Below are 24,383 nucleotides of genomic sequence, written 5' to 3'. Positions count from 1 at the left end.
TCCGCACTGCGAACGTCTCTTTAAAACCGGAAATTCAATTCTGCCAAAGTAGTGCTAGGGCACGCCCCGTGTGCACGGAATCGTTTGAAGTGCTCTGTCTCTTCGTTGTAGCGCGTTATCCCGACGTGAAACCGACGCACTTTACCGAAAATGCCCTGCCCCCTGCGCGAAGCCTCATCCTGCGATGTAGGCCTTGATGTGCTCCGCCTCGGCCTCGATCTCGCCGATCCGCGCCTTCACCACGTCACCGATGGAGATGATGCCGGCAAGGCGGCCATTTTCCTCGACCGGAATATGGCGGAAACGTCCGCCCGTCATGATTTCCATCAGCTCGTCGGTGGTTGAATTGTGGTGACAGCGGATGACGTTCTTGGTCATGGCCACGGAGACGGATTGCAGCAGGGAAGCGGCGCCCTGGCCCGCCACGGCCTTCACCAGATCGCGCTCCGTGAAAATACCGAGAACGACACCTTCGGCATCCGTGACGACGACGGAACCGATCTTGTGCGCATGCAGCGTTGCCGCGGCCTCGCCGATGCTGACCTCGGGCCTGACGGTCACGACGTCCCTGCCCTTGCGGTCGAGAAGATCCTTTACGAATGTTGGCATGCCTTCCTCCTCTTGTCGGCAATCCGCACCGCGCCGCAGCCTCCCCCGGCGGTTGCAAATCATGCACCATGGTGCGCTGAGGCCGGTATGAATGCAATCCCGGATGGGACGCGCGCGAGCAAATTTGCGCCATGGCCGACAAGGAGCGTGATCGCGCCCCAAGGCAGGCAGAACCGGCTGAAACACCGCTCTGCCCGATCGGCGTTAGCGCAGCGGGCGGTCGAACAGTCCGAAGAAGAGGAAGCCGAGCACGAAGCCGAAGACGTGCGCATCCCAGGCAATTTCACCGCCGACATCGCCAAACAGCGGCACGCCGACCGCGATCAGCACATTGCCGAAGAGCCACATCAGCGTGAAGATCAAAACCGTGCGGTTGGAAAGCGCGCCGAGAATGCTCTGCCGCGGCATGAGATGGCCAAAGGAGGCGCTGTAGCCACCACGGGCGGGAAAGGCAAAACGGCAAGCCGCCCCCATAAGCGCAGAAACGACACCGGAAGCGCCGATCAGCACCGTCACATCTCCCCAGTTCAGCGCCGCATGGCCAAAGGCTGAAACGGCAGCGGAAATGCCCCATAACAGCACAAAGCGCCATGTTCCGATCCGGCGCAGAACCGGCGCGCCGAAGGCCATCAGCCACAGGCCGTTAAACAGGATATGCTCGATGCCGCCATGCAGGAAGGAATAGGTCACCGGCGTCCAGAGCCATTCCAGGCCCTGCTGCGAAAAAGGCACGGCATAACGCAGCGGAATGAAGCCGAAGGTGAAGATGAACCAGCCATTGCCTTCTTCCGACAGGAGATAGGCAGGAACCACATAAGCGAAAAGCAGCGCCGCCAATATGCCGACCAGAAGCGGCGGCAGGTTGAAGACGGGATTGTTCGCGTCGTCTTTCGGTTCCGGCGTTTCCGAAACCGGCGGCTGTTCGCCGTCCCCGTAGGACATGATCCCATCCCTGTCTTGCTCGAAATTTCTGTCTTTCGAGCAATATAGGAAGCCCGGGCGAAAAAAAAGCCGTCCCGCCCGTCAGGCAGCGAACGCCGCAACCGCAAGGGTTTCAGCGCCGATGCCAGGGGGCGGTCCGGCTTGCCGGCAGGCCGCAGGACTGCGGCGCGGCCAGAAATTGTGCTGACGGGAGCCTTCCCCGACATGGCCGCACCGATGCCACGCGCCTTGCCGCCGCGCAATATCAACCCTTTGTTAACCTTAACAAAACCGGATGGCACGAAAATCGCTTTACCTCCACATACAAACGTTCGGATGGACATGACGTCCCAAAAACGAACATGGAGAGATGCTATGAAGAGCATGGCCGGACTGGATATATATGCCTATTGGGACGAATTGCGCGGCAGGAAAGCCGCGCCGCGGCGCGAAGACATTGATCCCGCAAAACTGAAACATCATCTCGGCGACCTCTTCATCCTGACGGATAACGGAGAGGAAACGCCGTTCTTCCGCCTTGCCGGCACACGCATCTGTGCCCTGTTCGGCCGGGAGCTGCGGGGGCACCGCTTTTCAGAACTCTGGCCGGCGGCAAACGCCGATTTCCCCTGTCGCGTCGCCCGCGGCATTCTGCAACACCAATTGCCTGTCGTCTTCGATGTCGAGGCGGAAGACGATTATGGCGCGGCACAGCTGCCATTCGAAATGCTGCTGCTGCCACTGCGCACGGATGCCGGAGCCGCCCCGCGCCTGCTTGGCGCGCTGCTCCCGGAACGTCCGCGGCACGATTTCGCCGCGCCCGTCAATTGCCTTTCAATGAAAAGCAGCCGCCTGCTGCGCATGGACATTGCGCCAGCGGCCTGTTTTGCAGATATGGAAGCCATCGTCGCGTCGGGTACGGGAAGCCGCTGAGGGGGCCGAGCCATAGCAGGCACCCCGCGAGGAAGGGTGAGCGGCCGCCTCAATCACGCACCAGATACGTCAGGAGTGTAACGATATTGTCGATCGGAAGAATTGTAGAGATCAAACAATACAGTCTGTTAACCCGCGCAAGGTAGAGACTTCTCATCATCGTCCTTTATAATTGCGCTGTCCATGTTTGCATCCCGCTCGGTCAACACTGCCCAAATCCTGCGTCCGGTCGAAGAGGTTCACCTCGACGATGCCGTCAGTGTGTCCTTTACCGGCCGCCTCATGTTGCCCGACCATCAGGAATATGACTGCACCGCAACGGAGATGACCGCCGAAAGAGCGCAGTTCAGCTGTTCGGGTATCGCCCGCAATGGTGACCGCGTCATCGCCTATCTCCAGCATATCGGCCGGATCGAGGGCACGGTGACATCGCTCACCGCATCCGGTTTCGTCATCGCCATCAATGCGCCGGAGCGCAAGCGCGAAAAGCTTGCCGCCCAGCTGGCCTGGATCGCCAAGCGGCAGCTGCTCGGCCTGCCGGAAGACCGCCGCCACGATCGCCTGACCCCGCGCAATGCCAAGGCGCATCTGGTTCTGGAAGACGGCGTGCTCGTCTCCTGCCGGCTGATCGACCTTTCCCTCTCGGGTGCGGCCATCGAAATCGAAAGCCGGCCACCGCTCGGCAGCCGGGTCCAGCTCGGCAAGAACATGAGCGGCAAGATCGTGCGCCATTTCATGGAAGGCGTCGCGGTGGAATTCGACCGCGTCCAGTCGCCCGACGCGCTGATCGAATTTCTCTGAACCGTTGCCACGCGGCCTGCACGGCAATTAACAGCCACAAAACCATGGTACCGGGATTGCGCCACAGTCCCGACGATCCCTTTTCCGTTTCACGATACTGAATTTGCGATGGCTGTTCGCCCGGCATTGACGGGCACCTGCCACATCTTTTTTTTCCGTCATTCAGCCACTGGCCTGAATCCGGCCGGCCAAGCCCTCGAGCCGAAAGAAGTCTCGCCGTCGTATCGAGCCGCATCGACGCATTTCCGGCGCCGGGTAGTCACGGCGAGATGAAAACGCGTCAGCGCAAAATCCCGGCCCAGCCCTCTCCTGCCATCCTTCCAGGTGCCCGGCAGCTGGAGACACCAAATTGTTCGATTTTCGGCCCGACAATGGCCGCAGATCGAGACGAAAAGCGCACGCCACATTATTTTTCCAGAAAAAATGCAGTTTTTTTGAAGTTTTTTTCGCCGCTTTTTCGCGCTGTGCCGGCTTGAAACACCCATCCCAAAACGGGAAATCCGCGCCCCTGCCTGACACCGCCTGATGACATCACGCGGCCGTGAAAATCCCGCCGCACCGAAAACCGCTTTTAATACAGCGGCATAAATGGCTACCGGAATCCTAAGGCCACGATCCGTAAAATTGTAATAAAATTTGCTTCGAATACGCGTAAAAATTCACTCAAATACAATTCAAAACAACGGCTAATTTGCTGAAATTTAAGCTCAAATTGCCTCTCGCAAATTTCCGGCGGGTCAAAATATAGCTGCGAATGTCTCCTCAACACGGGGAGACAAGCAATGAACAACAACCGTATCGTTTTCGTCCTGATCGCATTCATCGTCAGCGCCTTCGCCCAGCAGGCCAGCGCTTCGCCGGCCGCCGTGATGCGTGTCATCGGCAAGGCCAATCCACCGATCGGTCATTATGAATTCTGCCAGACCTACCAGAGCGAATGCCAGCCGACCTCGGTCGACACCGGCCCGATGAAGCTGACCGAAGAGCGCTGGAAGACGATGCTCGACGTCAACTACACCGCCAACACCACGATCACGCCGATGACCGACATGGAAATCTACGGCGTCGAGGAACGCTGGGCCTATCCCACCACGGTCGGCGACTGCGAAGACTTCGTGCTTCTGAAGCGCAAGATGCTGATGAACAAGGGCTTCTCCGCTTCCAACCTGCTGATCACAGTCGTTCTGCAGCCGAATGGCGAAGGCCATGCCGTTCTGACCGTTCGCACCGATCGCGGCGATTTCGTTCTCGACAACATGCGCAACAAGGTCATGAACTGGTCGGAAACCGAATATACCTACCTGAAGCGTCAGGACACCGCCAACCCCGGTCGTTGGGTGAAAATTCAGGACGGCCGCGCAACGAATGCGGTTGGCGGCATCCGCTAAAGCCACGCGTCCTCAAAAGCATACCGTCTCCCCAAATGAAAAGCCGGCTCCGCAGGGAAGCCGGCTTTTTCATTTCAGCAAGGCGCCACCGAGGATCAGAGCAGGCCAAGCTCGGCCAGTTCGCGCCTCAGATCGGAAGGCATGTCTTCACTGCCGGCACCGCCGCCGCCGAGATCACGCGGCGCTTCGTCGTCCTTCAGGTAACGCCAGCCCTGAAACGGCCGCTTGGGTGCGGGTGAGGTCTCGATGACCTCGGGGCCGAGAATGAGGTCGCAACGGGTGATCCCGTCTTCCCCCTTGAAGGAACGCAGGTCGAGAAGCTTCTGCCGCGCCTGCACCTGTCCCTTGATGACCCAGTAGAGCGAACCGCCTTCCAGCAATTCCTCGACCCGTTTCGGAATCATCCGGGTGGTGTGCACGCTATGCGGCTCAAGCCCTGCGGCCATCGCCGTCAGCGAGCGCTGGGCGACCCAGTCTCTCAAATCCTGGAGTGAATCCGCGCCGACGCAAAGTTTGATGAGATGTAGAGGCATGCCCCTATCAATGCCTTTTTGCGGCGGGCGTCAAGCATCTGGACGATGCCGGCCGCCCTGCCCGCTCAGCACTCCACAACGTTGACGGCCAGGCCGCCGGTGGAGGTTTCCTTGTATTTCTCGCTCATGTCGTTGCCCGTCTGGCGCATCGTCTCGATACAGGCGTCGAGTGGCACGAAATGCTGGCCGTCACCCTTCAGCGCCAGCGACGCCGCTGTCACCGCTTTCACGGCACCCAACGCATTGCGTTCGATGCAGGGCACCTGCACCAGCCCGGCAATCGGGTCACAGGTCATGCCGAGATGATGCTCAAGCGCGATTTCAGCGGCATTTTCGATCTGCTCGGGCGAGCCGCCCATGACCGCGGCAAGACCCGCCGCCGCCATGGCCGCCGCCGATCCGACCTCGCCCTGACAGCCCACTTCCGCGCCGGAAATGGAAGCATTGTGCTTGATGATGCCGCCAATCGCCGCCGCCGTCAGCAGGAAGTCACGCACGTCGTCAACCGTCGCATCCTCATGGAAGTGCCGGAAATATCGGACAGTGGCCGGAACGACGCCCGCCGCGCCATTGGTCGGCGCGGTGACCACCCGGCCGCCGGCGGCATTTTCCTCATTGACGGCCATGGCGTAAACGCTCAGCCAGTCATTCGCCATGACCGGGTTCAACCGGTTGCTGCGCCATTCCGCATTCAGCTTCTCATAGATCGAGCGGGCGCGGCGGCGCACCTTCAGGCCACCAGGCATGATGCCGTCCACCTTCAGCCCGCGCTCGATGCAGCCATTCATGGCTTCCCAGATCTGGTCGAGGCGCTCGTTCAGCTCCTCGCGGGACACCACCGTCTCCTCATTCGCCCGTTTCATCTGCGCGATGGTGCGGCCAGAACGGCCGGCCATTTCCAGCATCTCCTTTGCCGAGGCGAAGGGATAGGGCACGCGCGGACCATTATCGATGGTCTTGCCGCGCTGCTTGATTGCCTCCAGTTCCGTATCGGTCACGACGAAGCCGCCACCGACGGAATAATAGATACGCTTGATCAGCAGCCTGCCCTGATTGTCGAAGGCGCAGAAGGTCATGCCGTTGGCATGGCCGGGCAGCGGGTTCTTCTTGTCGAAGACCAGATCCTCGGCCGGCCGGAACGTGTAGGCCGGATGGCCGGGCGGCGCTACCGTGCCAGCCTTTTCCACCGTCTCGATGATCGCATCCATGGCATCGGGATCGACAAGGTCCGGCCGCTCGCCCGTCAGTCCGAGAATGACGGCACGCCCGGTGCCATGGCCGATGCCGGTAAAGGCGAGAGAGCCATGCAGGCTGACCTTCAGCTGTGAAACGGCCGCCCCCGCAGGACGGGGCCACTCATCGCTGAGGATCAGCGCCAGAAAGCGGTTGGCCGCCGTCATCGGCCCCATCGTATGGGAACTCGAAGGACCGATACCGATCTTGAAGACGTCGAAGACCGAAAGAAACATGCGCTTTGTCCTGGCTAATCAGATTCCGTCACCATCATATCCAAAGCCGCGGCGGATCGCCACCGGAGCATCGGACACAAATATAGCGGGACTTTCGGAAAAATCCGGCGCTTCGGCAAGAACGAAGAGCGTCACCGGCTTTTGCGGCTGCGACATGCAAGCCGCTCAAACGAAAACAGCACGGTCTCCAGAGGAGAACCGCGCCGTTTCAAAACCCGTCAATTCAGGAGAAGTGCTTATGGGCTGCCAAAAATGTACGTCAATGCGAGAAAAGCGGCAAAGCCTGCAAGTGCGCGCAACGTGACGCCCCAGCAGGATTTCTGAGCGGTTTCTTCCATGATTACTCCAGCTATTCACTCTCCGGGCGATCTTCAAGACCCGGCCCGTGGGAGAAGCATTTATTAAAATCCGACAGCGAAGGCAAATGCAAAAAGCGGCTAAATGAAGGCTTTTTCGCCGGTCTGCCATTCGCCTCACGCATAGGTATATGAAAAAACAAGGCGTTAGCGTGAGGCTCAAAGAAACGCCGTTTTTGGCTTCGCCTCAATTTAGGCTAAAGTGTAACCGTTATTTAAAGGTTTGATACAAACGCCTGTTGAAAACTCTTGGCGGCGGCACGTCACGATCGAATTTCTCCGGGTGAAACGCCGCGCCTTGAAAGGCTGCGACCGCTGCTTTATCGACGATGGCAACAGCAACGGTGCGAGTCTCTCCATGCAGCAGGCATCCTCTTTTCCGGACCGCGAAACGGTCGCGTCGAAACTCACCTCGCTGACAAGCGAGGACAAGGCCTGGATATTGCTGCTGATGGAAAACGCGCTGCAGGATGAAAACCTGCTCGCCGGCCTCAATCTTTATCTCGACCAGCAGGCCAATGCCCGTTTCCTCAACAGCCTGAAGCTGGAAGCCGCCGGTGAATGGCTTGGCGGCAACGCCCCTGCCCGCCTGCAGATCCGCCTCGCGGAAACTGCCAGGGCCAGCCAGCACCCCGCCTGCCTTGCCTTCCGCAAGGGGCTGACGGCATCGGCCGGGCTGGAAAAAGCCTATCCCAAAGCGCCGATCTGATCTTTCCGGCTGGCGCACTTCCGGCAGAAGCGTGAAGCGGATTTGTGCCCGGAAATACGAGAAGACAAAGGGCTAGATCGATTTCGCGATTTGAGGAAAAGCAAAAGCGCTCTAATCCGGCACCCTGTCGACGACAGCGATGATCGGCCCCATGGGAAACAGCGCATCCCGCCGGTTCATCGCGGGAATATCGACGCTTGATATCGTGCCGTCGAGATAAAGCGCATTGGGCGCATCCAGCACATCCCTGAACAGGGTGGCGAAATCATAAAAGCGCACGGTATTTTCCGAAATGGCGAAATGCACCACGCCGTCGCGGGAAACACCGACGCCGTTGCGCCGCTTCAGACTGTCGCTATCGGGTAAAAATCGCGGATGCAGCTTGCCGTCGATCACCAGCATCGGGCCGGATTGCGTGGCGAAATCCGGCTTCGGATCTGCCGCCAGATAGGCTTGTGTCTCCAGCACCCCGGCGCTTGCGCCCTTCAGATAAAACACGCCATTCGGCAGAAGGTGAAAATTGCCCCAGCCGCCGCGAGTGCTGACCGGCGAACGTTCCACGCCATTTTCGACAAAAAGGCCGACGGGCGAATAATCGGAGTGATACATGCCGCCATTCATGGCGAAGATGCTGAACATGTGCTGCCGCCACAGGGCGGAGGACAGGTCGGCGAAAGTCCGGTATCCCTGCCCGGAAAGCTGGTCGCGGTCATAAATCCGGATCGTGTTCCTTGCCGGATCGAAACTGCAGACGGTATAACGGCCGCCCGCATGGTCCATGCTCCTGCAGAAATCCGCCTGCCCGCCGGCCTGAGCCGAAAATGGCAACAGCAATGGCAGCAGCAAGCTTGCCAGTCTCTTCAGCGATCCGTTCATGCCCACCCCGTGATTCTCGTCAGGCAAACATTCGCAAAAAAATTCGGTCAAAGAAAAGGCGCCACCCCTGTTTCAGGGTGACGCCGGACTTTTTAAGGGGAGGTGTCGTCAGCGGCGGGCGGCGCGGTCCACACTGCGGCCGGCGTCCTGCGTCGCATCAACGGCATTCGCCGTATCCCGGCCCATGCCGCGAATGGTGTTGCCGCAGGAACTCAAGGTCACGACGGTCAACAGAGCCACGAAAACGGTCGAAAGAATGCGTGTGATCATTTGAAACTACTCCCCTATGACTTGCCGTCCAAAGGCAAGCGCCGATGTGATATGCGTCACAATAACGTGAGTCCCGAAAATCGGTTCCAGCGGCATTTCAAAAATTCCTGTCGATGAAAATTAACAGGGTTTTGAGCTTCGCGAGGGAAACTCCGTGGCTGGATCATGGTTTAGGAAAATCCCGTGGGTGATATGACTGACATCAACAATCGGCTTCTGGTGATGACGGCAGGCGGCACGAACCCCAATGTCATGATCAATGCACTGGCCGCCCGCTTTCCGGATATCCACGTCTTCATGGAGCAACCCGAAAGCAAATCCGCCATTCTCAGGCGCCGGGCGCGACGGCTCGGCTGGATTGTCGCCGCAGGCCAGATGGCGACGATGGTCGCATCCCGCCTCGGCAAACGCTTCACGGCTCGAAGAAGCCAGGAGATCATCGCCGGGCACGGCCTCTTCGCCGAACTTGACCCTGCCATTCCCGTCTCGCAGTTTGCCTCGCTGAACGATGAAGACTGTCACAAGGCCGCCAATCTGCTGAAACCGGCGGCGATCTTCACCATTTCCTGCCGTCTTCTGAGCCCGGCGACGCTGCAGGCCCTGCAATGCCCGGTCATCAATTTCCACGCCGGCATCAATCCCGCCTATCGCGGCCAGATGGGCGGTTACTGGGCGCTGGTGGAAAAAGACCGGGGCAATTTCGGCGCGACCGTGCATCTGGTCGACAGGGGCGTGGATACCGGCGCCACGCTTTATGAAAAACGGCTGAAGCCATCGCCTGCCGATACCATCGCCACCTATCCGCTGCTTCTCACCGCCGCCTCGGTGGATATCGCCGTCAACGCCATCGAAGATGCGCTTTCCGGCAGCCTCGCGCCGCAGCCGCCCTCACCGGGAAAATCGGTGCTGCGCTTTCCGCCGACGATCTGGACCTGGCTGTGGAACGGGCTGACGAAACGGATCTGGTGACCCCGCGCCGCGCCCCGTTGCCAAGCTTCGTCGCAGATGCAGGGCTGTCTTGCCGCAACAGGCACAGACTTCGCCGCAAAATCGGTGCATGATAATAAAAAGGATCAAGCACAAATTGCCCGATATTTCCGCCTCTTCCATCATCCCCGCCTCCATTGAAGCCTCACCCGCGCAGGTGCTCGGCCCAGCCAGCCTGGCCGGTCTTTTTCCGCAGGCTGTACGCGTCTATCTGACCGACACCGGCGCAGCCTCGCAGGAAAGGCTGGTTGATGCGGCAAGACATCTGCGCGATCTCGGTTACGAACCTGTGCCGCATCTTGCGGCACGGCGCATCCCCTCACGCGTGGAATTTGAGGAGCAGGTAAAGCGGCTGGCAGGTGAAGCCGGCGTATCGGATGTGCTGGTTGTCGGCGGCGGTGTCGACAGGCCCGCCGGTCCCTTCGCCTCCAGCATGGACATGCTCTCCACCGGTATCTTCGACCGTTATGGAATAAGCCGGATCGCAATCGCCGGCCACCCGGAAGGCAGTCCCGATTTCAGCGAGGAGACGGCCTTGGCGGCGATGCGGTTGAAACGCGATTTTGCCGAAAGAAGCGATGCCACCATGCGCATCGTCACCCAGTTCGGTTTCGACCCCGCACGCTTCATCGCTTGGGCGGAAGGGCTTGCCGCATCAGGCATCGACCTGCCGGTGCATATCGGTGTTTCCGGCCCGGCCAAGATCACGACGCTGCTGAAATATGCCGCACTTTGCGGCGTCGGCAATTCCATCGCCTATCTCAGGAAGAATGCGCTGTCGCTCACGACTTTGGCCAAGGGGCATTCGCCGGAAAGCATCGTCGGGCCGATCGAACAGCACTGGCAGGCCAACCCGCAGGGAGCCGTCCGGCAAATTCACGTCTTCCCCTTTGGCGGATTACAGGCATCGTCCGACTGGCTGGTCAAACGCGGAAGCTGGCAAACCGGAAACACGTCCCGTTCGGCGCCCCCGGATTCGCTGGCGGTTTGACGACACCACGCCCGTCTGCCCGGCCATGGCGCCGCCGCTCGGGCACCTGCCCTGTCACGCAGCCTTGGCGGCCTCTACGAAGGCATTGCGAATGCTTTCCGCAACCGCAAGCACCGGACGCGACGGCTTGTCGCCGGTGATCAGGCGGATATCGAAACAGCCAAGTTCCGGCAATCCCTCCTTGTCGCCCAGAATGACCATGTCGTTCTGCACATAGGACCGCGGCAGCGGCGCGATGGCGAGATCGGCGGCAATCGCCGCGCGTTGCGCCATCGTATGGCCGCTGAGATAGGCCACACGGAAATTGCGCCCACGTCTTTCCAGCGAATGGATCGCTTCCGAGCGCCAGATGCAACCCTCTTCCCAGATGGAGATCGGCAGCGGATCGCGCAGATAGGCGGTGCCGCATTTGGCCCCGGCCCAGACAAGGCGCTCGCGCATCAGCACCTCGCCGGTGTCCCTCAAGGGATGCGAGGCACAGTTGACGAGGGCAAGATCAAGCCGCTGCTCGTCCATGCGCTTGTAAAGATTGGAACTGGAATCGATGGTGACATCGATCATGATGCCCGGGAAAGCCTCGGCGAAACGCTTGAGAATGCCCGGCAACAGGCCACGCTCCCCAATATCCTCCGGCGCGCCGAGACGCACCACACCGGAAAGCTCGGGCATGACGAAACGCGACACGGCTTCATTGGACAGCGCGATCATACGGCGCGCATAGGTCAGAAGCGTCTCCCCATGCGCCGTCAATGTCACCGAGCGGGCATCTCGCAGGAACAGCGTCGTCTTCAGCTGCTCTTCGAGCTTCTTGATCTGCATGGAAACGGCTGACGGCGTTCTGAACACCACTTCAGCGGCGGTGGAAAAATTTCCCGTTTCCGCAATGGCGACGAAGGTTCTCAATATGTCGTTATCCAGCAACGGCAGCGGTTGGCGGAAAGTCACGGTCATGGCACGTACCTTCAAATATTTTGATTTATAGATGGATATCATTTCGTTTGATTGAATGTCAACAAGCGCGCACCATCACGGACATCGAATGAACAGGACCGGAAGACATATCGCCGAAGTGCGACGCGGCCCCAGACGGGAAGCAGGACACATCCGGCAAGGCCACCTGGAAATCATTCGTATGATTGATGAATGACATAAAATTCATTCTCTTGTTTGATGGAATATGCAGGCGCATATCGACATCGCAAACCGATCGTGGTTCAGGAAAGGATCAAGACATGACCATGATACATTATCTTCCGGCGGCGAACCGTTCCACACACCGCCCCTCGTCCGGCGGCTGGCTGCATCGGTTGTCCAGCCATGTTTCCGCCGCTTACGCATCATGGCGTCGCGCAAGGATGCTCCGCGCACTGGAGGCATTGCCGCCTGAAACACTGAAGGATATCGGATGGCCGACGACAGACAACAATCGCATAAGCCTCATCCGCAAATGACGACCAGCCCATGGCTCGCAGCCGTTTCGACACCTGCGAGCGATCTCCGGCCAATCCCCGAACACCCCGGCAACGGCGCAAAACGGCCTGCCTGTTTTACATGCGACACAACGCCTTTTTAAAAGGCTTGTCGTAAATTTTGCATATTTCAAAAGCGATTTTTTGACAGCCCCGATTCCAAGGCGTATTTTTCGTTAAAGATGTCGTAAACAGGACATCCAGAAGACCAATTCCAAGAGAGGAATTGCGTATTCGCAACGGAGCACGGGCAAATGAGCAAGAACTCCCAGAAGAAACGCTCAATCGTCTTTTTTCTCATTCCGCAATTTACCATGCTGCCCTTCGCCGCAGCGGTTGAAACGCTTCGCATCGCCAACCGAATGTTGGGCTATCAGGCCTATGAATGGCGCATCGCTTCGCTCGATGGCCAGAAGGTCATGTCGTCCAGTGGTATCTGTCTCGAGGCCGATACCTGTCTTGCCGACGAGCGGCGTTATGTCAGCGGCGAAAATCGCCCGGAGATGGCGATCATCTGTTCCGGCATCGATGTGGATCAGCACATCAACAAGTCCGTCAACGCCTGGCTGCGCGAAGCCTATAATCGCGGCATCGCCATCGGCAGCCTCTGTACCGCCGCCCATATCCTCGCACAGGCCGGCCTTTTGAACGGCAAGCGTTGCGCGATCCACTGGGAGAACCTGCCGGGTTTTTCCGAGGCCTTCCCGCAGGTGGAAGTCTATGCCGATCTCTTCGAAGTCGACAGCAACATCTACACCTGCGCTGGCGGCACGGCCTCGCTGGACATGATGCTGAGCCTGATCGGGCAGGATTTCGGCGAGAACCTCGTCAACCGTGTCTGTGAACAGCAATTGACCGACCGGGTACGCAGCCCCAACGACCGCCAGCGCCTGCCGCTGCGCGCCCGCCTCGGCGTGCAGAACAGCAAGGTCCTGTCGATCATCGAATTGATGGAAGGCAATCTTGCCGAGCCGCTGTCGCTGCTCGATATCGCCGATGCCGCCGATCTGTCGCGCCGGCAGGTGGAACGTCTCTTCCGTCAGGAAATGGGCCGCTCGCCTGCCCGTTATTATCTCGAAATCCGTCTGGACCGCGCCCGTCACCTGCTGGTGCAATCGGCCATGCCAGTGGTCGAAGTCGCCGTCGCCTGCGGTTTCGTCTCCGCCTCACATTTCTCCAAATGTTATCGCGAAATCTACAATCGCACGCCGCAGCAGGAACGCGCCGAACGCAAGCTCTTGATCAGTGCATCGCGAATGGCAATGGCGAGCCAGGGTGGCAAAGCCGCGCATTGAAGACGCGGCCTTAAAAAGCCTCGGGCACGATGGCAGGCAGATCGAAGACAAAGCACCTCCATCATGCCGGACTTGATCCGGCATCCAGTCACGGCGCGTCTACGCCGTGAGACGAGTCTTTAGCGATCAAGGACTTGATCGCGCTGGACCCCGGATCAAGTCCGGGGTGACGGAGTACGGATGATGGAACTGTCCCAAAAACCACAAGTTCAGCGAGCTGCTAGCTGCCCGCAGAAACTCGACCCAAATCCCTACCCCAACACCATCAGAGGGAACTCATCTAAACGGCCGCACCGCATGGGCGAGATCCTCCGCCGTCATGCCGATCCCTGCCCTCTGTCCCGCCTCCCCATGCAGCCAGACACCGGCGGCCGCCGCTTCGAAAGCGGGCGTTCCCTGCGCCAGCAACGCCCCGATGATACCGGCAAGCACATCGCCGGAACCCGCCGTGGCAAGGCTTGCCGGGGCATTGGTGTTAACCAGCGCCCGGCCATCCGGCGCGGCAATCACCGTATCCGCACCCTTGTAGACCAGCACCGCACCACTGCGCGCCGAAGCAGCCTGTGCCTTTTCGATCTTGCTCAGCGCCGACCCGGCGGCAAGGTCAGGGAACAACCGCGCAAACTCGCCCTCATGCGGCGTCAGCACGAATTTGCCCGCGCCGGATGTGATCCGTTCAAACAGGGCTTCCGGGCGATCCCTGAACGCCGTGATCGCATCGGCATCCAGCACGACGGACTTATCACCAATCAGAGACACAAATTGCCGCGCCTTTTCGAGGTCACCGAAACCCGGACCTATGACAAAACTGCCGTGGCGCCCGTCGTCCAGCCAGTCCTGCAGATCATCGCCATTATCCATGGGCGTGTTCATCACCGCCGTCAGCGTCACTGAAAGCACATCGAGCGCTGCCTTCGGGGCGGCAATGGTGACGATGCCCGCCCCCGCCTTCAGCGCCGAAAGCGCCGTCATGCGGCTTGCGCCCGTCGCATGGGCCGGCCCGGAAAACACGGTGAGGTGACCACGACGGAATTTATGCGTTTCCATATCGGCGCGGGGCAAGGCCTCTCGCCAGACAAGCGGGTCGTTTTCCGCCACAGATCCCGCGTGCGCGGCAAGGATGCGGGAGGGAATGCCGATATCGAAGACCTCAAGCGCCCCGCACAGCTCGCGCCCCGGCATCAACAGATGGCCGGGTTTGCGCGCCATGAAGGTCACGGTCCGCTCCGCCCTGAACGATGCTCCTAGAGGCACGCCCCGCCGGCCGCAGAGGCCGGAAGGCAGGTCGACGGCAAGCACAGGCACGCCCGCCCCTGTTACCGCCGCAATCACCCCGGCAAGCTCTCCGGGAATATCACGCGACAACCCAGCCCCGAAAACCGCATCGATCACCACGTCGCCGGCAACGGGCACATAATCGCCAAACGGCAGCGGCGCGACCCCGCTCCGCTCGAACGCCGTCCGCGCATCGCCCTTGAGCGCGGTGGCATCGCCGAGATGATGAACCGCAACCGCAGCCCCGCTTTCCAAAAGCACCCGGGCCGCCACGTAGCCGTCGCCGCCATTATTGCCACCGCCGCACAGCACGACGAAGCGCAGCGCCTGCGGATAATGACGCAGGGCAGCCGCCGCGACCGCCCGGCCCGCCCGCTCCATCAGATCATAAAGAGGAATGCCGGATTGCCCCGCCGCAGCATCGATGCGGGCCATCACAACGGGATCGATCAGGAAGAGCTGCAAAGGGGATATCATGGCGCGATCATCCCTTCAAAACGCCGAAAAGGCAATCGATACAAAAATAAGCAGATAGCCGTGAATGAATTATAGTCAAATGCATAAAATATAATCATCAGACCAATATATCAGCACCGGAACTCAAAATATTCAGTATTGCTAAAATAATACAAATCAACAGAAATGCTCATGGATTTTTCGGATTTTCGCGAGAAATTCCCCGGAAAACCGCAAAAAGCGAATGCATTTTGTGCCGGAAAGCCGGGGGAGCGAAGTTTTTTCTTCAAGCCCGCTTCCGATCTGGCACAATACGTGCATTCTTGTGGCAGAGCGGGAAGAACCTGCTTTAACGGGAGAAGCGGAGAGATATTTTCTCATGAAAAAGATCGAAGCGATCATTAAGCCTTTCAAGCTCGATGAAGTGAAGGAAGCCCTTCAGGAAGTCGGACTTCAGGGAATCACGGTCACGGAAGCAAAAGGCTTTGGTCGTCAGAAGGGCCACACGGAACTCTACCGCGGTGCAGAGTACGTCGTGGACTTTTTGCCGAAAGTGAAAGTCGAAGTCGTATTGGCGGACGAGAATGCGGAAGCCGTCATCGAGGCGATCCGCAATGCGGCGCAGACCGGACGTATCGGCGACGGAAAGATTTTCGTTTCCAACGTCGAGGAAGTCATCCGCATCCGTACCGGTGAAACAGGCGTGGACGCCATATAATCAAGAACGTCCCGAGCCGGGGAGGCTTGGGTTTTCACCTCGTCATCATCACACTCAAGGAAAACGTTTAAATGACGACCGCAAACGATATCTTGAAGCAGATCAAGGATAACGACATCAAGTTCGTGGACCTGCGCTTTACCGACCCCAAGGGCAAGCTGCAGCACGTCACCATGGATATTGTCTGTGTGGACGAAGACATGTTCGCCGATGGCGTCATGTTCGACGGCTCCTCGATCGCCGGCTGGAAGGCCATCAACGAGTCCGACATGGTGCTGATGCCCGATCCGGCCACCGCCCATATCGACCCGTTCTTCGCCCAGTCCACCCTGGTCGTCCTTTGCGACATTCTCGACCCGGTTTCGGGCGAAGCCTATAACCGCGACCCGCGCGGCACCGCCAAGAAGGCCGAAGCCTATCTCAAGGCATCCGGCATCGGCGACACCGTTTTTGTCGGCCCCGAGCCGGAATTCTTCGTCTTCGACGACGTGAAGTACAAGGCAGACCCCTACAACACCGGCTTCAAGCTCGATAGTTCCGAACTGCCGTCCAACGACGACACGGATTACGAGACCGGCAACCTCGGCCACCGTCCGCGCGTCAAGGGCGGTTATTTCCCGGTTCCGCCGATCGACAGCCTGCAGGACATGCGTTCCGAAATGCTGACGGTTCTGGCCGAGATGGGCGTCGTCGTCGAAAAGCACCACCACGAAGTGGCTGCCGCACAGCACGAGCTGGGCGTGAAGTTCGACACGCTGGTTTCCAGCGCCGACAAGATGCAGATCTACAAGTACGTCGTGCACCAGGTCGCCAATGCCTATGGCAAGACGGCAACCTTCATGCCGAAGCCGATCTTCGGCGACAACGGCTCGGGCATGCACGTGCACCAGTCGATCTGGAAGGGCGGCAAGCCGACGTTTGCGGGCGACGAATATGCCGGCCTTTCGGAAAACTGCCTGTATTACATCGGCGGCATCATCAAGCACGCCAAGGCCATCAACGCCTTCACCAACCCCACCACCAACTCCTACAAGCGTCTGGTGCCGGGTTATGAAGCGCCGGTTCTGCTGGCCTATTCCGCCCGCAACCGTTCGGCCTCCTGCCGTATCCCCTTCGGCTCCAACCCGAAGGCAAAGCGCGTCGAAGTCCGCTTCCCGGATCCGACCCAGAACCCCTATCTCGGTTTTGCGGCCATGCTGATGGCCGGCCTTGACGGCATCAAGAACAAGATCCACCCCGGCAAGCCGATGGACAAGGACCTTTACGACCTTCCCGCCAAGGAACTGAAAAAGATCCCGACCGTCTGCGGTTCGCTGCGCGAAGCGCTCGAAAGCCTCGACAAGGATCGCAAGTTCCTGACCGCCGGCGGCGTATTCGACGACGACCAGATCGACTCGTTCATCGAGCTGAAGATGCAGGAAGTCATGCGTTTCGAAATGACCCCGCATCCGGTCGAATTCGACATGTACTACTCGGCCTGATCGGCCTTCGGAGCGCTCCCCTCGGGGCGCTCCATCCATTCCGGCGGTTTTCCATGGAAAGCCGCCGTTTTCTTTTGAAGCCAAGCCTTAAATGCGAAGAATGTCGAACAAGCCAGCCTCTCAGCAAACGCGCCTCACGGACTGGCTCATCTTTCTGGCGGTGCCGTTCTTTTTCTCCAGCAACGTCATTTTCGGCCGTGGCGTCGTCGGCGAAGTCTCGCCTTTCATCGCCGCCTTCATCCGCTGGACCGGATCGACCCTCATCATCGCCCCCTTCATGATCGCCGACTGGCGAAACTGCCTTGCCTTCCTGCGCGACAAAACGCTGCTCTGGCTCGTTCTCGGCATTCTCGGCATGGGCATCTGCGGCGGTGTGGTCTATTGGGGTCTCACCATGACGACCGCCGCCAACGGCACGCTGATCTACACCACCTCGTCACTGTTCATCATCCTGTTCCAGCGCATCTTTCAGGGCCGTCGCATCAGAAAGCTCGAAGTGGTTGGCATGGTCATCGCCTTTGCGGGTGTGGCGGCCATCGTGCTCAAGGGCGATTTGTCCGCTCTGTGGCACATGAATTTCAACATCGGCGATTTCGCCATACTGACGGCGGCCATCGCCTTTGCCGTCTATTCGCTGCTGCTGCGCGATCCGGCGGCGCGGCAGATGGCATCCTTCAGCCTTTTCGGCCTGATCGCACTCTCGGGCGCGCTGGTGCTTCTGCCACCGGCGGCTCTCGAACTGGCGCAGGGCGGTATGCTGCCCGCCACGCCGATGGCATGGGCAAAGATCGGCGGCATCATCCTCTTCGCCTCACTTCTGGCCTTTTATTGCTTCACCCACACGGTGCGCGCCTTCGGCCCCGCCACGGCCGGTATCACGCTTTACATGATGCCGCCGGTCTCTATCCTCATGGCCACGCTGTTCCTCGGTGAAACCTTCGAGACCTACCATGCCATCGGCATCGTCCTCGTAACCGGCGGTGTGGTCATTGCAACAGCACCGATCGGCCGCAAGGCCTGAATTCGGACGCGCGCACGGAACGTGCAAAACTGGCCGGATACCCCTAGCCCTTGATATTTCGCATTCCGCCCCCAACTATTAGTGGGAAAGGAAGTTCATGCCATGAAACAAAGAAACGCAAAATTCACGCTTGGCGAGATCGTCCGCCACAAGGTGTTTCCGTTCCGCGGTGTGGTGATCGACGTGGATCCGGAATATGCCAATACCGAGGAGTGGTGGAACGCCATCCCTGCGGAAATCAGGCCGGATCGCGACCAGCCCTTCTACCATCTTCTGGCCGAAAACGAGGAGACGGAATATGTCGCCTATGTTTCGGAACAGAACCTGGTTCACGACGAAAACGAGACGCCGCTGAGAAACCCCAATATCGGCCGTATCTTCGACAAGGCGCCGAACGGCGAATGGCGTCCGAAAATGTCGACGGCGCATTAACGCCTCTCCGAAATACCCACCCCTCCCAGGGCATAAAAAAACCGGTCTGTCGCCAGACCGGTTTTGTCATTCTTGATGTTCCCGAAGCGATCAGGGCTTCGGCGCGCCCTTGGCGGCGTCCTGTGCGGCTTCGAGCTTCTTACGAGCCTCTTCGGCCTTCTTCTGCATGCCTTCCTGCAGGCTGCGCTGGCTTTCGGCAAGCTGCGACTGCGAGATGGCCGGGCCGTCAAAAGCGCCGGTGAAGCCGGTGAGCGCGATCTTGATGGGGTTCGGCGCGCGGCGGAAGTTGATGGAGGTGAAGACCACCTCATTGCCCTTCTTCAGCGAAGCGATCATGGCGTCCGTCAGCGGAACTTCGGCCGTGCACTTGTCGGGAAGGCAAACGGCGTAGTCGAGCTTCTGGCCCTTGCCGCCGTCGATCTGCATCACAACGCCCGGAGGGATGAGACGCGCGGTCGGGACGGAGACCTGCAGCAGCTTGCGGTTGACCTTGCCTTCAACGGTGATGAGGCCGACAGCGGTGATCATCTGGCCGTTCTGCGCAAGAACCACGTTCTGCACGACGCAGACATCGTTGTCTTCCTGCTTGGAGCAGGTCTTGAACCAGCCGAGCGGCGGCGCGCCGGCGCCCTGAGCGGCGGGAGCAGCATCCTGCGCCTGCGAGATGGCCGGAGCGGAAACCGCGCCCAGAGAGAGGACCAGAGCGGACAGAGCCGTCCGGGTGAATGTGTTTGCCTTTTGCATCATAAGAGTTCCGTCTCCTGAATGTCTGCCAGAACCGGACCGCAAGGTCCCGTTCGCCGATGGCGGTATCCTTCTGCCCGTTCAACTGTCGTTTAAATGAGGCAAATGCGTGACCCGTCTCTTCCGGTCCCCCTGTTACATGCCGATCGCGGCGATATCCAGCACTTCTTTAACTTTTTCTTGAGCTGACCCAAGATTTCCCGCCCTCGCATGGGTCATGCAATGTCCGTGTGCTACATATCTGCCAGAATCATGACGATAAACCGGTCAGGTCCACATATCGGACGAACCGTTGAGACAGGATAGTGACATGCGCAACCTTGCGGCCCTCATCCCCGCATTGTTCCTTCTGGGATCATCCCTGCTTCCCGCCGGGACCGCCATGGCGCAGCCGCTTCACGGCATTTCCATGCACGGCACGCCGGCGCTGCCGGCAGACTTCCGGCATTTCCCCTATGTCAATCCGGACGTGAAAAAAGGCGGCCGCATCTCCTATGGCGTCGTCGGCACCTTCGACAGCCTCAATCCCTTCGTTCTCAAGGGAATGCGCACCACCGCGCGCGGCGTCTGGGACCCGGAATTCGGCAACCTGCTCTACGAACCGCTGATGCAGCGCTCCACCGACGAACCCTTCAGTCTCTACGGTCTGCTCGCCGAAACCGCCGAGTGGGACGAGGAACGCAGCTTCATCCAGTTCAACATCAATCCAAAGGCGAAATGGTCGGACGGCCAGCCGGTGACGCCCGACGACGTGATCTTCACTTTCAACCTCCTGAAGGAGAAAGGCCGCCCGCCTTTCAACAGCCGTCTGGACGGCGTGGCGAAGCTGGAAAAAATCGGCGATCACGGCGTCCGCTTCACCTTCAATGACAAGGCAAACCGCGAAACGCCGCTTATTCTTGCCTCCGCCACGCCGATTTTGCCGAAACATGCGATCGATCCGGAAAAATTCGAGCAGGCGGGCCTCGGCGCGGTTGTCGGATCGGGTCCATACCGAATCAAGACCCTGCGGCCGGGCGAGCGAATCATCTGGGAGCGGAACCCGGACTATTGGGGCAAGGACATTCCCGGCAAGGTCGGTTTCGACAATTACGACGAGATCAGCGTCACCTATTTCCTTCAGGTCACCACCATGTTCGAGGCCTTCAAGAAGGGCGATATCGACATTTACCCCGAAGGCGACGCCATCAACGGCACCTCAGACACTTCCCATTGGGGACAGGCCTATAATTTCCCGGCCGTCCATCGCGGCGATATCGTCAAGGACGTCTTCCAGCCACGCCTGCCGTCCGGCATGTTCGGCCTGGTGTTCAACACCCGCCGCGCCGTCTTCGCCGATGAAAAGGTGCGCGAGGGCCTGTCCTATGCGCTCGATTTCGAGTGGATGAACCGCAATATCCTCGGTGGCGCCTTCAAGCGCACGCAGAGCTACTGGCAGAATTCGCCGCTTGGCGCCTTCGGCAATGCGGCCGATTCCCGCGAGCTTGCGCTGCTCGGCGATGCGGCAAAAACCATGCCGCCGGAACTTCTGGCAGGAACCTATGCCATGCCGACCACCGACGGCAGCGGCGCGGACCGCAAGGTTCTGAAAATGGCCGTCGACAAGCTGAAAGAAGCTGGCTACAGCATCAAGAACGGCAGGATGTCCGACGCCAACGGCCGTCAGCTTGCCTTCGAAATCATGACGCAGAACCCGGCGCAGGAGCGCATCGCGCTTGCCTATCAGCGCTCCCTCAACCTCATCGGCGTCGCCATGGGCATCCGCTCTGTCGATGACGGGCAATATCAGGCCCGCTCGAACAGCTTCGATTACGACATGATTATCCGCTCCCTGCCCTCCTCGCTTTCGCCGGGAATGGAGCAGCTCAACCGCTGGAGTTCGCTCTCACGCGATGCGCAGGGCAGCTTCAACTATGCGGGCGCCGCCAATCCCGATATAGACCGCATGATCGAGGCCCTGCTGCAGGCCCGTTCGACGGAGGATTTTCAGGCGGCTGTGCGCGGCTATGATCGCCTGCTGGTGGCCGGGCATTATGTCATTCCGCTCTATTACATCGGCGCGCAATGGATCGCGCGCTGGAAATATATCGACCGCCCGGATATCACCCCGATATCAGGCAATCAGAAACAGACCTGGTGGGATGCGCGGGCGCAATGACCGCCACTGCCCGGTCCAGACAAGGGAAGATAAAACCATGGAACGCATCGTTATCGACGTCGTATCGGATATGGTCTGCCCATGGTGTTATCTCGGCAAGGCAAGGCTCGATCTCGCCATTGCCGAGGTGCAGGACGAAATCAGCGTCGACGTGAACTGGCGTCCCTACCGCCTCAACCCGGATTATCCGCCCGAGGGCGTCGACCAGAAGGCCGCCCTTGAGGAAAAACTCGGCAAGGAGCGGCTGGAACAGGCGCATGTCACGCTGGTGCAGCTCGGACGGGAAGTCGGCATTCACTATGATTTCGATGCCATCAAGATCGGTCCGAACACACTCGACGCACACCGCCTTTCGCTCTGGGCCCATTCCGAAGGCCGCGACATCCAGGAAAAGGTCGTCACCGCCCTGTTCAAGGCCAATTTCGAGGAAGGCCGCAACATCGGCGATCACACCGTGCTGATCGATATAGCCGAAAAGGCCGGCATGGACGCCAAGGTGGTGGCGCGGCTTCTGGCATCAGACGCGGACAAGGATACGGTTGTCGCCGAAATTGATGCGGCGCAGCAAATGGGCGTCGCCGGCGTGCCATTTTTCATCATCGACCAGAAATACGCCATCAGCGGCGCACAAACACCCGATGTATTGATTGCTGCACTGCGGGATATTGCAAAAATCAATGCGGACGAGCATAAGTCGATGAACTGACGGTCGAACCACCGGCAGCTTACCCTAACCGATAAACTGTTGGTGTTTTCCCGTGTCGGACCAGACCCTGAAAGGCATTCTGCTTGCCTTTGCCGCCTTCGCTGCCTACGCATGGAGCGACGCGAGCGTTAAACTCATAGAAGGCCAGATTTCACCGATCGAATCGGCCTTCTTCGGCGCCCTGTTCGGCCTCATCGCCCTGCCCTTCATCCGCAAGCGCAACGACCGCTGGGCGGATGTCGTCAAGACGACGAACCGCCCTCTCTGGCTCATCCGCTTCTTCGCCTCCGGCATCGGCGCGGTCGGCAGCGTCACGGCCTTCACGCATCTCTCCATGGCCGAAGCCTTCGCGCTGATCTTCCTGCTTCCCTCCTTCGTCACCATCATGTCGGTTGTCTTCCTGAAGGAACAGGTCGGCATCAAGCGCTGGTCTGCGGTCATCATCGGCTTCGTCGGTGTGCTGATCATTCTCAGACCGGGTTTCCGCGAGCTGGGCATTGGCCATCTCGGCGCGATCCTCGGTGGCTTGAGCGGCGCGCTATCCATCGTCATCTTCCGCGCCATGGGGCCGTCCGAAAAGAATGTGTCGCTTTATGGCGCCGGCGTGCTGGGCTGTCTGGCGATCAGCGGCCTGGCCATGATCCCCACCTTCGTTCCGCCAAACGGCGGGCAATGGCTGCTTCTGGCCGGTTACGGCCTGTTCGCCGCGGTCGGCAATGTGCTCGTCATGTATGCCGCCCGTTATGCCCCGGCAGCGATGATCGGACCGACGCAATATAGCCAGATGCTCTGGGCCATCTTCTTCGGTTACCTGATCTTCGGCGACCATATCGATAGCTGGATGCTGGTCGGCATCGCCCTCATCGTCGGCTCCGGCCTTTTGACGCTCATTCGTGAAAAGCAGCGAAAAGTGCCGATGCCGGCGTCAATTGCCGCGACCGACCAGAACGTCGCTGTCGGCATCACGCCGGAAGACGCACCGCGACCCATTTAGTCCCGGCGCGTTCCTCCATAGCTATTTTCGCTGCTGGCAGCGAAGGGCTCAGTCGCAGACCCGTGCGCGATACATGTCGCCCCAGGCATTCTGCCGCCAGACGACGTGGCAGCGCGGATATACCGGCTGATAGATTACCGGAGGGCCGTAAACCGGCGAACCGTAAAAGGGTTCGCCATAATAAGGGCCGCCATAGGAATGCCGCGCCCCGGCGACGATAGCGCCACCGATAATTGCGCCGGCGATACCCGCGGCAATGCCGCCGCCACCATGCCCGTGTCCGAAGTGGTTGCGTGCTTCCGCCTGGTTGGTGGTGGCAATTGTGGTGCCCGCAATTGTCAAAGCAACCAGACCTGCGGAGACGAACCTGTTCATGTTGGTCCACATCGTCTTGCTCCTTCGTCTTCCCGCTCGCGCGTCATATTGGGCGCAGTGCAGGAGATGAAAACAAGACTACGCCCGCCGAAGCTACCGGCGCATGTCCGTTTCATTACATCCCGGTAATATTTGCAGAGCCTCGGGGCCGGAAGGTCCGGTAAAGCAGATGGATTGTCGGACCCTTCCATTTTCGTTTGTCCGGGAGTGCTTTAGGTTTTGGCTTTCGGGAGGTTGTTTGTTGGCAGCGGGCCGAAGGCGTGTGGGGCTTACCCCCCTCTGCCCTGCCGGGCATCTCCCCCTCAAGGGGGGAGATCGATCTGTGGTTAGGCCTCGCCCATCTCGAAGCTTGAGAGTGGAGTAACGGTAGAGCGTCTTGCCGATCTCCCCCCTTGAGGGGGAGATGCCCGGCAGGG

General features: G+C 59.5%; 25 protein-coding genes. 15 read left to right on the top strand and 10 right to left on the bottom strand.

The features are described 5' to 3' along the window. Positions 1 to 174: 174 nt before the first annotated feature. Both N434_RS07930 and N434_RS07925 read right to left on the bottom strand, forming a co-directional pair. Positions 175 to 609 carry a CBS domain-containing protein gene (locus N434_RS07930; protein WP_065115877.1) on the bottom strand — a complete coding sequence of 145 codons (435 nt, stop codon included), beginning with the start codon at positions 607 to 609 and terminating at the stop codon, positions 175 to 177. Positions 610 to 813: 204 nt separating this feature from the next. Next, positions 814 to 1,551 carry a rhomboid family intramembrane serine protease gene (locus tag N434_RS07925; protein ID WP_065115878.1) on the bottom strand — a complete coding sequence of 246 codons (738 nt, stop codon included), beginning with the start codon at positions 1,549 to 1,551 and terminating at the stop codon, positions 814 to 816. Positions 1,552 to 1,905: 354 nt separating this feature from the next. Between N434_RS07925 and N434_RS07920 the strand changes: the two genes are divergently transcribed. From N434_RS07920 to N434_RS07905, 3 genes are all read left to right on the top strand, one after another. Continuing rightward, positions 1,906 to 2,463, top strand: coding sequence for a PAS domain-containing protein (locus tag N434_RS07920; protein ID WP_065115879.1), 558 nt, complete (start codon positions 1,906 to 1,908; stop codon positions 2,461 to 2,463). A gap of 183 nt (positions 2,464 to 2,646) precedes the next feature. Further along, the gene (locus N434_RS07915) at positions 2,647 to 3,264 is read left to right on the top strand and encodes a PilZ domain-containing protein (protein ID WP_065115880.1); all 618 of its coding nucleotides are present in this window, start codon (positions 2,647 to 2,649) and stop codon (positions 3,262 to 3,264) included. Positions 3,265 to 4,046: 782 nt separating this feature from the next. Next, on the top strand, positions 4,047 to 4,652 hold the full coding sequence (locus tag N434_RS07905; RefSeq protein ID WP_065115881.1) for a transglutaminase-like cysteine peptidase: 606 nt from the start codon (positions 4,047 to 4,049) through the stop codon (positions 4,650 to 4,652). A gap of 95 nt (positions 4,653 to 4,747) precedes the next feature. Here N434_RS07905 and N434_RS07900 read toward each other — a convergent pair whose 3' ends face one another. Both N434_RS07900 and N434_RS07895 read right to left on the bottom strand, forming a co-directional pair. Continuing rightward, positions 4,748 to 5,185 carry a DUF1489 family protein gene (locus N434_RS07900; protein WP_065115882.1) on the bottom strand — a complete coding sequence of 146 codons (438 nt, stop codon included), beginning with the start codon at positions 5,183 to 5,185 and terminating at the stop codon, positions 4,748 to 4,750. A gap of 65 nt (positions 5,186 to 5,250) precedes the next feature. Next, on the bottom strand, positions 5,251 to 6,654 hold the full coding sequence (locus N434_RS07895; protein ID WP_065115883.1) for an L-serine ammonia-lyase: 1,404 nt from the start codon (positions 6,652 to 6,654) through the stop codon (positions 5,251 to 5,253). 714 nt (positions 6,655 to 7,368) lie between these two features. Here N434_RS07895 and N434_RS07885 point away from each other — a divergent pair. Next, positions 7,369 to 7,719 (top strand): hypothetical protein, encoded by a 351-nt coding sequence (locus tag N434_RS07885; RefSeq protein ID WP_110757221.1) that lies wholly within the window; start codon positions 7,369 to 7,371, stop codon positions 7,717 to 7,719. Between the two features lie 111 nt (positions 7,720 to 7,830). On the opposite strand, the gene N434_RS07880 is transcribed toward N434_RS07885, so the two are convergent. Then, positions 7,831 to 8,595, bottom strand: a complete 765-nt coding sequence (locus tag N434_RS07880; RefSeq protein WP_110757219.1) for a phosphodiester glycosidase family protein — start codon at positions 8,593 to 8,595, stop codon at positions 7,831 to 7,833. Between the two features lie 108 nt (positions 8,596 to 8,703). Continuing rightward, positions 8,704 to 8,865, bottom strand: coding sequence for an entericidin domain-containing protein (locus tag N434_RS07875; RefSeq protein WP_004442283.1), 162 nt, complete (start codon positions 8,863 to 8,865; stop codon positions 8,704 to 8,706). A gap of 192 nt (positions 8,866 to 9,057) precedes the next feature. Here N434_RS07875 and N434_RS07870 point away from each other — a divergent pair, with 192 nt between their 5' ends. Both N434_RS07870 and N434_RS07865 read left to right on the top strand, forming a co-directional pair. Beyond that, positions 9,058 to 9,834 carry a formyl transferase gene (locus N434_RS07870; RefSeq protein ID WP_110757017.1) on the top strand — a complete coding sequence of 259 codons (777 nt, stop codon included), beginning with the start codon at positions 9,058 to 9,060 and terminating at the stop codon, positions 9,832 to 9,834. An 88-nt stretch (positions 9,835 to 9,922) separates the two neighbouring features. Continuing rightward, a complete protein-coding gene (locus N434_RS07865; protein ID WP_110757015.1) occupies positions 9,923 to 10,843 on the top strand; it encodes a methylenetetrahydrofolate reductase in 921 nt (306 codons plus the stop codon). 54 nt (positions 10,844 to 10,897) lie between these two features. Here N434_RS07865 and N434_RS07860 read toward each other — a convergent pair whose 3' ends face one another. Further along, positions 10,898 to 11,836, bottom strand: coding sequence for a LysR family transcriptional regulator (locus tag N434_RS07860; RefSeq protein ID WP_174029578.1), 939 nt, complete (start codon positions 11,834 to 11,836; stop codon positions 10,898 to 10,900). A 239-nt stretch (positions 11,837 to 12,075) separates the two neighbouring features. Here N434_RS07860 and N434_RS07855 point away from each other — a divergent pair, with 239 nt between their 5' ends. Both N434_RS07855 and N434_RS26190 read left to right on the top strand, forming a co-directional pair. Further along, on the top strand, positions 12,076 to 12,294 hold the full coding sequence (locus N434_RS07855) for a DUF1127 domain-containing protein (protein WP_110757218.1): 219 nt from the start codon (positions 12,076 to 12,078) through the stop codon (positions 12,292 to 12,294). Positions 12,295 to 12,566: 272 nt separating this feature from the next. Continuing rightward, positions 12,567 to 13,607 carry a GlxA family transcriptional regulator gene (locus tag N434_RS26190; protein WP_065115888.1) on the top strand — a complete coding sequence of 347 codons (1,041 nt, stop codon included), beginning with the start codon at positions 12,567 to 12,569 and terminating at the stop codon, positions 13,605 to 13,607. Between the two features lie 276 nt (positions 13,608 to 13,883). Here N434_RS26190 and N434_RS07845 read toward each other — a convergent pair whose 3' ends face one another. After that, complete coding sequence (locus N434_RS07845; RefSeq protein WP_110757013.1) at positions 13,884 to 15,359, bottom strand: NAD(P)H-hydrate dehydratase; 1,476 nt, start codon at positions 15,357 to 15,359, stop codon at positions 13,884 to 13,886. A 358-nt stretch (positions 15,360 to 15,717) separates the two neighbouring features. Here N434_RS07845 and N434_RS07840 point away from each other — a divergent pair, with 358 nt between their 5' ends. The 4 genes from N434_RS07840 to hspQ all read left to right on the top strand — a co-directional run bounded on the left by N434_RS07840 (position 15,718) and on the right by hspQ (position 18,990). Beyond that, positions 15,718 to 16,056, top strand: a complete 339-nt coding sequence (locus tag N434_RS07840; protein ID WP_003515720.1) for a P-II family nitrogen regulator — start codon at positions 15,718 to 15,720, stop codon at positions 16,054 to 16,056. A gap of 71 nt (positions 16,057 to 16,127) precedes the next feature. Further along, entirely contained in the window at positions 16,128 to 17,537 is a 1,410-nt protein-coding gene (gene glnA, locus N434_RS07835) for a type I glutamate--ammonia ligase (protein ID WP_065115890.1), read from the top strand. A gap of 100 nt (positions 17,538 to 17,637) precedes the next feature. Next, positions 17,638 to 18,558 carry a DMT family transporter gene (locus N434_RS07830; protein ID WP_110757011.1) on the top strand — a complete coding sequence of 307 codons (921 nt, stop codon included), beginning with the start codon at positions 17,638 to 17,640 and terminating at the stop codon, positions 18,556 to 18,558. Positions 18,559 to 18,660: 102 nt separating this feature from the next. Then, entirely contained in the window at positions 18,661 to 18,990 is a 330-nt protein-coding gene (gene hspQ, locus N434_RS07825) for a heat shock protein HspQ (RefSeq protein WP_003523419.1), read from the top strand. Between the two features lie 90 nt (positions 18,991 to 19,080). On the opposite strand, the gene N434_RS07820 is transcribed toward hspQ, so the two are convergent. Then, positions 19,081 to 19,737, bottom strand: a complete 657-nt coding sequence (locus tag N434_RS07820; protein WP_065115892.1) for an invasion associated locus B family protein — start codon at positions 19,735 to 19,737, stop codon at positions 19,081 to 19,083. A gap of 307 nt (positions 19,738 to 20,044) precedes the next feature. Here N434_RS07820 and N434_RS07815 point away from each other — a divergent pair, with 307 nt between their 5' ends. Genes N434_RS07815 through N434_RS07805 form a run of 3 tightly spaced genes read left to right on the top strand, consistent with a single transcriptional unit; the run spans position 20,045 to position 23,592 of the window. Further along, on the top strand, positions 20,045 to 21,892 hold the full coding sequence (locus N434_RS07815; protein WP_110757009.1) for an extracellular solute-binding protein: 1,848 nt from the start codon (positions 20,045 to 20,047) through the stop codon (positions 21,890 to 21,892). Positions 21,893 to 21,929: 37 nt separating this feature from the next. Beyond that, complete coding sequence (locus N434_RS07810; protein WP_110757216.1) at positions 21,930 to 22,598, top strand: DsbA family oxidoreductase; 669 nt, start codon at positions 21,930 to 21,932, stop codon at positions 22,596 to 22,598. A gap of 52 nt (positions 22,599 to 22,650) precedes the next feature. Beyond that, positions 22,651 to 23,592, top strand: a complete 942-nt coding sequence (locus N434_RS07805; protein ID WP_065115895.1) for a DMT family transporter — start codon at positions 22,651 to 22,653, stop codon at positions 23,590 to 23,592. A gap of 48 nt (positions 23,593 to 23,640) precedes the next feature. Here the strand turns inward: N434_RS07805 and N434_RS07800 are convergent, their stop codons facing one another. Then, entirely contained in the window at positions 23,641 to 23,979 is a 339-nt protein-coding gene (locus N434_RS07800) for a hypothetical protein (protein ID WP_110757007.1), read from the bottom strand. Between the last annotated feature and the right edge of the window lie 404 nt (positions 23,980 to 24,383).

Source organism: Rhizobium sp. UGM030330-04 (assembly GCF_003208455.1).
In the GTDB taxonomy this organism is placed as follows: Bacteria; Pseudomonadota; Alphaproteobacteria; order Rhizobiales; family Rhizobiaceae; genus Agrobacterium; species Agrobacterium rhizogenes_A.
Note: the sequence above shows the minus strand (reverse complement) of the source record. Positions and strands in the feature narration are given on the sequence as shown.

Coding starts and splice junctions, on each gene's coding strand:
- N434_RS07800 (WP_110757007.1), bottom strand. CDS start 23,979: ATGTGGACCAACATGAACAGGTTCGTCTCCGCAGGTCTGGTTGCTTTG.
- N434_RS07875 (WP_004442283.1), bottom strand. CDS start 8,865: ATGATCACACGCATTCTTTCGACCGTTTTCGTGGCTCTGTTGACCGTC.
- glnA (WP_065115890.1), top strand. CDS start 16,128: ATGACGACCGCAAACGATATCTTGAAGCAGATCAAGGATAACGACATC.
- hspQ (WP_003523419.1), top strand. CDS start 18,661: ATGAAACAAAGAAACGCAAAATTCACGCTTGGCGAGATCGTCCGCCAC.
- N434_RS07855 (WP_110757218.1), top strand. CDS start 12,076: ATGACCATGATACATTATCTTCCGGCGGCGAACCGTTCCACACACCGC.
- N434_RS07915 (WP_065115880.1), top strand. CDS start 2,647: ATGTTTGCATCCCGCTCGGTCAACACTGCCCAAATCCTGCGTCCGGTC.
- N434_RS07820 (WP_065115892.1), bottom strand. CDS start 19,737: ATGATGCAAAAGGCAAACACATTCACCCGGACGGCTCTGTCCGCTCTG.
- N434_RS26190 (WP_065115888.1), top strand. CDS start 12,567: ATGAGCAAGAACTCCCAGAAGAAACGCTCAATCGTCTTTTTTCTCATT.
- N434_RS07870 (WP_110757017.1), top strand. CDS start 9,058: ATGACTGACATCAACAATCGGCTTCTGGTGATGACGGCAGGCGGCACG.
- N434_RS07840 (WP_003515720.1), top strand. CDS start 15,718: ATGAAAAAGATCGAAGCGATCATTAAGCCTTTCAAGCTCGATGAAGTG.
- N434_RS07865 (WP_110757015.1), top strand. CDS start 9,923: ATGATAATAAAAAGGATCAAGCACAAATTGCCCGATATTTCCGCCTCT.
- N434_RS07920 (WP_065115879.1), top strand. CDS start 1,906: ATGAAGAGCATGGCCGGACTGGATATATATGCCTATTGGGACGAATTG.
- N434_RS07860 (WP_174029578.1), bottom strand. CDS start 11,836: ATGATATCCATCTATAAATCAAAATATTTGAAGGTACGTGCCATGACC.
- N434_RS07810 (WP_110757216.1), top strand. CDS start 21,930: ATGGAACGCATCGTTATCGACGTCGTATCGGATATGGTCTGCCCATGG.
- N434_RS07815 (WP_110757009.1), top strand. CDS start 20,045: ATGCGCAACCTTGCGGCCCTCATCCCCGCATTGTTCCTTCTGGGATCA.
- N434_RS07830 (WP_110757011.1), top strand. CDS start 17,638: ATGTCGAACAAGCCAGCCTCTCAGCAAACGCGCCTCACGGACTGGCTC.
- N434_RS07880 (WP_110757219.1), bottom strand. CDS start 8,595: ATGAACGGATCGCTGAAGAGACTGGCAAGCTTGCTGCTGCCATTGCTG.
- N434_RS07900 (WP_065115882.1), bottom strand. CDS start 5,185: ATGCCTCTACATCTCATCAAACTTTGCGTCGGCGCGGATTCACTCCAG.
- N434_RS07925 (WP_065115878.1), bottom strand. CDS start 1,551: ATGTCCTACGGGGACGGCGAACAGCCGCCGGTTTCGGAAACGCCGGAA.
- N434_RS07905 (WP_065115881.1), top strand. CDS start 4,047: ATGAACAACAACCGTATCGTTTTCGTCCTGATCGCATTCATCGTCAGC.
- N434_RS07895 (WP_065115883.1), bottom strand. CDS start 6,654: ATGTTTCTTTCGGTCTTCGACGTCTTCAAGATCGGTATCGGTCCTTCG.
- N434_RS07845 (WP_110757013.1), bottom strand. CDS start 15,359: ATGATATCCCCTTTGCAGCTCTTCCTGATCGATCCCGTTGTGATGGCC.
- N434_RS07885 (WP_110757221.1), top strand. CDS start 7,369: ATGCAGCAGGCATCCTCTTTTCCGGACCGCGAAACGGTCGCGTCGAAA.
- N434_RS07930 (WP_065115877.1), bottom strand. CDS start 609: ATGCCAACATTCGTAAAGGATCTTCTCGACCGCAAGGGCAGGGACGTC.